The sequence below is a fragment of the Vibrio sp. 10N.222.54.A3 genome (assembly GCF_041474095.1).
Taxonomy (GTDB): domain Bacteria; phylum Pseudomonadota; class Gammaproteobacteria; order Enterobacterales; family Vibrionaceae; genus Vibrio; species Vibrio crassostreae_C.
This window is the reverse complement of sequence record NZ_JBFRTN010000047.1, coordinates 62,140-68,139: the sequence shown is the minus strand read 5'-3', so window position 1 is coordinate 68,139 and position 6,000 is coordinate 62,140. Positions and strand designations below refer to the sequence as shown.

General features: G+C 42.3%; 5 protein-coding genes and 2 pseudogenes. 6 read left to right on the top strand and 1 reads right to left on the bottom strand.

Going from position 1 to position 6,000, the window contains the following annotated elements; all coding sequences use genetic code 11:
* Nucleotides 1–310 precede the first annotated feature (310 nt).
* The 6 genes and pseudogenes from AB4507_RS11460 to AB4507_RS11435 all read left to right on the top strand — a co-directional run.
* The gene (locus AB4507_RS11460) at nucleotides 311–931 is read left to right on the top strand and encodes an outer membrane beta-barrel protein (RefSeq protein WP_372129151.1); all 621 of its coding nucleotides are present in this window, start codon (nucleotides 311–313) and stop codon (nucleotides 929–931) included.
* A gap of 78 nt (nucleotides 932–1,009) precedes the next feature.
* Complete coding sequence (locus AB4507_RS11455; RefSeq protein ID WP_372129148.1) at nucleotides 1,010–2,662, top strand: ABC transporter substrate-binding protein; 1,653 nt, start codon at nucleotides 1,010–1,012, stop codon at nucleotides 2,660–2,662.
* A gap of 217 nt (nucleotides 2,663–2,879) precedes the next feature.
* Complete coding sequence (gene tnpA / locus AB4507_RS11450) at nucleotides 2,880–3,197, top strand: IS66 family insertion sequence element accessory protein TnpA (RefSeq protein ID WP_372182703.1); 318 nt, start codon at nucleotides 2,880–2,882, stop codon at nucleotides 3,195–3,197.
* Nucleotides 3,194–3,526: an IS66 family insertion sequence element accessory protein TnpB gene (gene tnpB / locus AB4507_RS11445; protein WP_372158787.1), complete on the top strand. Its 333-nt coding sequence runs from the start codon at nucleotides 3,194–3,196 to the stop codon at nucleotides 3,524–3,526. Before tnpA ends, tnpB begins: the two co-directional genes overlap by 4 nt.
* 26 nt (nucleotides 3,527–3,552) lie before the next feature.
* Nucleotides 3,553–4,503 (top strand): annotated as a pseudogene (gene tnpC / locus AB4507_RS11440) (IS66 family transposase); the annotation flags it as partial.
* Nucleotides 4,504–4,897: 394 nt separating this feature from the next.
* A pseudogene (locus tag AB4507_RS11435) lies at nucleotides 4,898–5,035 on the top strand (MFS transporter); the annotation flags it as partial.
* Between the two features lie 55 nt (nucleotides 5,036–5,090).
* Here the strand turns inward: AB4507_RS11435 and AB4507_RS11430 are convergent.
* Nucleotides 5,091–5,999: an IS5 family transposase gene (locus AB4507_RS11430; RefSeq protein WP_017065109.1), complete on the bottom strand. Its 909-nt coding sequence runs from the start codon at nucleotides 5,997–5,999 to the stop codon at nucleotides 5,091–5,093.
* Between the last annotated feature and the right edge of the window lies 1 nt (nucleotide 6,000).

Here is a 6,000-nt window from a genome sequence, read left to right as displayed (position 1 = left end):
TTAATGTCCAAAATCTCTATCAATGAGAGCACCTTGGAACTTCAAACACTGACAAGTCGCCCCGTGGGTTCATGGGGCGGATACGTCCAAAGTCCAAGAGATTTTACGATTAATATCTTGAATATCAGCAGTTGTGTCTAATTGTTTAGATATGTGGAAAAAAGATGATAAAGAATTACGTGTTTTAATCGTTTTCTATTCATTAATATTATTCTGTTTCGAAACCCAGTGAAAGGGAATTCATTGGTTGTTAAGGGTAAAGGATGTGTAAAAATAATAAATATTATTCTTAGATAGGCAGTTAAATACAATGTTAAGAAAAACAACAATCACAACAGTTACAACAACTCTCCTGATGCTAGCTTCTGCTGTACATGCAAACCCATATATTGGAGCATCTGTTGGTCAAGCAAATTTCGAAAGTGCAGACTTTTCTGTTGATTCTCCACTTGGTTCTAGCATCTCTTCATTAGAGTTAGATGATGATTCAAGTTTAGCGGGCAAAATCTACGGTGGTTATCAGTTCAACCGTTATATTGCTTTGGAAGGCTCCATTGGAGGTTATGATGCTTTGGACGGTGATTCAGTTACTGTCGGCGACATGAAATTTGCAGCGATTCAACCTAAAGTTATTTTACCGATTAATGACCGTTTTAACCTTTTTGCGAAAGCTGGGGTAGCATATTTTAATGCTGAGTTTAAGGTAAGTAATTCTTTCGTTGGTGCTGCTGGCCATTCAACACTTTCTGACACAACAGTGGCTGCCATATATGGCTTAGGGGCTGATTTTTCATTGACAGATAATCTTCGTATTGAAGCAACATGGGATTATATGATACCAGAACTAGAAGTGGCAAAAGGGCTTGGTGCGACTGCCACTGTGGATGCTGAGATTAGTGTTTTCTCTCTTGGAATGAATTACCACTTCTAATATTGAAATTCTAGGGAGCTAGGAATATATGGCTCCCTTTGCTATGTTTTAGCTGAGATAAATAGCAGTGGAATTGTTGTGAATGATGTAAACCTTAGACACTTAGATCAGTTGCTTAAGCATTTTGAGATTCACTTATCCCATTCCATAGGCTTAGGTGAATTAGAGGTTGCGCTATGCACCTCTAAACGTAATGCATCAATTGTTATGAAAAAGCTCTCCGAACAAGGTTGGATAGAATGGATCCCCGCAGTCGGTAGGAGTAATCCGAGTAAACTTACGATTAAAAAATCGTTGCAACAAGCGATTACCGAATTATTGATTAACGAACTAATTAAAGGCAGTTTTAAATTAGTATCCCGCCTCGTCGACCTCTACGGTTCGACAGCCGTCCGAGCTCTTACTATAGCAACTGAACAACTCAATCAAACCAATGAATCAAGTAATGCTGTATTGATAGCTTCCTATCCGTGGGTAAACACTATTGATCCAATTAAGACATTTTGCCATGCAGAACTGCATATAGCAAAAAGCGTATATGATGTATTGTTGGTTCAGAGTCCAGATGGTGATCTAATGCCTTCCTTAGCTCACGATTGGGTGATGGAAGATACAAGGATGACTCTATGGCTACGTCCCGGCGTTTACCGACATGATGGTGAGCTTTTGCAAGTTCAAGATGTAGTTTGGAGTATTAGACGTTTAATTGAGGGTAATGGCCCTATAAAAGAGTTATGGCAATGTGCCGAACGCGTAGATGCAGTCGCACCCAATTGTTTAGTTATTACTCTCAAGTACGCCAACAAGTTTTTTCCTTATATGCTAGCTATGTCTAACGCATCTATTGTTTGTCGAGATCAGCAAAGTTTCGGTGATAAATACAGTTACCATATTGGAACAGGGCCGTTCAAGATTGAACACTGGTGTGAAGACAGTATTCAACTTCGAGCACATAAAGACTATTTCTCTACTCGAGCTTTGTTAGAACGAGTTACTTTGTCGCATGCCGATGCGGATATGCAAAATATGATTAGCTTTAATTGCCCGTCGGACCAAGTTGAAGTTCAGGGTATTAGTGCTTTATTCTATTTAACTTATCGAGAAAGGGTTGACTCGAACATTTCGCGAGATACATGGCGCCAACTAGCCGATTATATCCATCAGCAAAAACAGCTACATGATCCTATTAATGCGGTCGAAAGCTTAGCTTTTGATCCCTGTAAAGCTAGGCCAATGATAGCAAACGCCCCAAGCTTGACAGGGAAGATTGTCTTGGCTGAGCCCAAATGGACTATTCCATACTTAATTCGTAATTCTCAATGGTTACATAATGTTATCCGTTCAACAGGAGTGGAGTTGGAAGTTGTTATCGTCAGTAACATTAGTAATCCTCATTTGGTGTCTGAACTAGCTGATATTCTCCTTATTGAAGATGTAATAGAGACACCTGTTGATTACGGAATTTACGAATGGTTAAGTGTGTCAACGGGATTACGATTTAGTTTTGACCGTTTTAAAATGGATGAGCATCAAGCTAAGATAAAACGGGCGATAAGTGGCGAATCACCATCTAGTGAGTTGATGGAGATGGAAAGGGATTTACGTTTAAGTTATACCTATTTACCGTTATTTTCTGGTTATGAAGAAATGTCTAGAACTCAACAAGTCAGAGGGGTTCAAATAAGAAAAACAGGTTATAGTGACTTTTATCGACTTTGGGTCGAACAGTGATTGCTGAGGTTAGAATTCTCTACTATGAAGGTGCACAGCCAAGATGCTACAACAGCACATAGATACTTTCTTGATCGAGTGCCACACGGCGAAATAGATCCGCAAACGTTTGGTCACCACCAAAACAAGTTTGGATGATAAGCGCACCATAAACCCCGCATTCTAATCTTTCAGCACGAAGAATAAGATCAACTCTCCAACCCAAAGGAGAGTTGAAATGGCAAAACGACGCACCAACCTAGAATGGCAAGCACTGTTTGAGCAATATGAAAGCAGCAGTGTTACCCAACGCGCTTTTTGTGAAGAGCATGGACTGAGTTTATCCACGTTCTTTGCCAAACGGCGTCAACTCCAAACAGCAAGCCAATCGGAATCTGTCGGATTTGTTAAAGCCGAAATCGTTGAAAAGACAACCAAGTATCAGGCCCAGATAGCTACGGCGAACATGACACTTCTCATCAATGATGTGGAGCTGAGCATTCCTCAAGGCACGCCAGCGGCCTATCTCGCAGAGCTTATCGGTGCGTTATCATGAAACGCATGCTCAGCGCTCCAGAGATTTACTTGTATCGTGAAAGCGTCGATTTTAGAAAGTCCATCAACGGTCTTGCTGCGATTATCGAAAGTGACACCGACTTACCTTTAGGAAGTGGCGCACTGTTCCTGTTCACCAACAAACAGCGCGACAAAATCAAAGTGTTGTATTGGGATAAAACAGGCTTCGCACTCTGGTATAAACGCCTCGAAAAAGCCAAGTATAAGTGGCCTTCAAAAGAGAAAAACGAGGTGTTTACCCTGACTCAATTTGAGCTTGATAGACTGCTTTCAGGCTTCACAATTATCGGTCATGAACCCATCAAATAAACAATTTTACAATGAGTTAATCGAGAATAAAGCCTTACGATGAATCACAAGGTGACTTCTTCAACGAAGCGGAATGTGAAGCCGTTAAAGAAGACGAGGTTGAGGTGACGACAACCACCACAACGAAAAAACGCGGAAAACGTAAGCCACTTCCAAAGACCTTACCTCGTGAGGTTATCGAACTCGATTTAGACGACCATGAAAAGCAGTGCGCTTGCTGCAATCATAGCCTGCATAAAATCGGGGAAGACCGCAGCGAGAAGCTAGAGTTCACGCCAGCGGTACTCAAAGTGTTGGAATATGTTCGTCCTAAGTACGCTTGCCGCCAGTGCGAGAAAACAGGCGACAGCAGCCGAATCGTTCAGAAGCCATCCCCTCAGAGCCTCATCCCTAAAAGCTTCGCCACAGAAAGTTTGCTGACCAACATCATTCTTGGAAAATACCAATACGCGATGCCACTTTATCGTCAAGAATCGCTGTTTACCCAGTCGGGTATCGAGCTATCACGTACCACCATGGCTAGGTGGGTTATCCAAGTCAGTGAGAAGTTCGCCCCGCTGTATGCCGCCTTGAAAGAGCACCTACTTCAACAAGTGGTGGTTCAAGCGGATGAAACGCCGCTCAATGTGCTCAAAGAAGAGAAGCAGTGTTATATGTGGCTCTACTGCTCAGGCGCTGACTCACCCGAAGCGGCACTGCCGAATGTGAAAAATATTGCCTTGTACGACTATCAAAACAGTCGCGCGAGGGCGTGTCCCGTGGACTTTTTAGGTGACTACAACGGTTATCTACAAACCGATGGCTACGCGGCTTATGATGGACTTCATCACGTCACCAAGGTAGGGTGCTTAGCGCATGCTCGTCGCAAGTTCATGGATGCTAAAAAGCTTCAAGGGAAAGGTAAATCGGGCAAGGCTGATAAGGCGCTGGCTAAAATCCAAAAACTCTACGGGATAGAATCACGCTTAAAAGGGGCGATGTAGACCTTCATATTCCTCTATAGTCAGGTATCTACCGTCACGAATCCTCGAAGGTAAGTCTATTGATTTTGTGACAAAGTAACGATGTATGAACAATAGCTGATTCGCATAGCTTTTCTTGGTGTTAAGAGTTTTGTAGTGTTCAAGAAAGGTTGTAAGAAAAGGGCACAGGGGGATGAAATTTTCATCCACAATGCTGATATCACCCCCGCCAGACTGTGTTTTAAAACTAATCACTCGACCTGTTCTATTCATTACAAAAAAATGCCCTTAATAAAAATAAGTAAGTATGGGTTGATTAGTTATAACGTTAAGGATTTTTATTCCAACTATATGAACTGTTAGTTATTTAATCAATGTAGTTTGCTTTACATATTTTTACAAAGAATAATTTGCAGGCTTCTTGATGGTAGAGAAGTTCGGTTATTCGGCGGCCGACGTCACATTGTTGTTCTTGGTTAACTATCTGTTTAACTTCTTGTTTGCGAAGCGCATTGGTCGATTTATCGGTGTGGTTGGCGAGCGTAAAGGGCGTTGTTGATCAAATCAGCTTGAAGATCAACGACACCATATGTAGCTAGCCGTTAGCTTCTAACGGGCATACCTAGTCCTATGACTTTGTTAATCGCTTTGACATTCGCCATGATTTCGCCCACTTGAGCGTTGTAACATCTCAAGCTCAATTTATCGCTTGTTAGCCCTTTATATCGGGACATAGCAGTCTCAGATATTGAACGATAGTGATAACCAGACTCTGTTTTCCATTCCGATATTGTTCCATCTCTCAGAGCCATTACCGCTTTGTTTCTGGGATGACCGTCTTCCCAAAGAGCTGCATTCTTTCGAGGCGGTATTAACGGAGTACAGCCTTTATTTTTCAGAGTCTCGTGGCAATTTTTTGTGTCATATGCTCCATCGGCGGATACGGCAGCGACCTTTCTACGTAGTGGGTTGAGTAACGTCGGTAACACTTCACTATCGCCTACATTTACAAGACTGACTTCCGCACTAATCGCTTCGTGAGTATCCACATCCACAGCTAAGTGCAGTTTGCGCCATGTCCTACGTTTTTCTGTACCATGCTTTTTCACTTTCCACTCCCCCTCACCAAAGACTTTGAGGCCAGTAGAATCAATGGCTATATGGCGAATAGCCCCTCTCGATTTATTGCGATATTTGACCTGAACTGTCTTCGAGCGTTTACTGATACAGGTGTAGTCAGGGGACGTTAGTGGAACATCTAATAGCTCAAAGATAGAGTCGATAAAGCCTTGAAGAGCACGTAAAGGAAGAGAGAAGATGCCCTTAATCATCAATGCGGTTTCAATCGCTGTATCAGAGTACTGAAAGCCTCTCCCACGCTTACCATGATGAGTTTTGCATCGCCATGCATCTACGGCTGAATCATCTATCCAGAATGTAACCGAACCACGTTTACAAAGAGCCTTATTGTACTCCGTCCAGTTAGTTATCTTCTTGTTTGCTTTACCCATA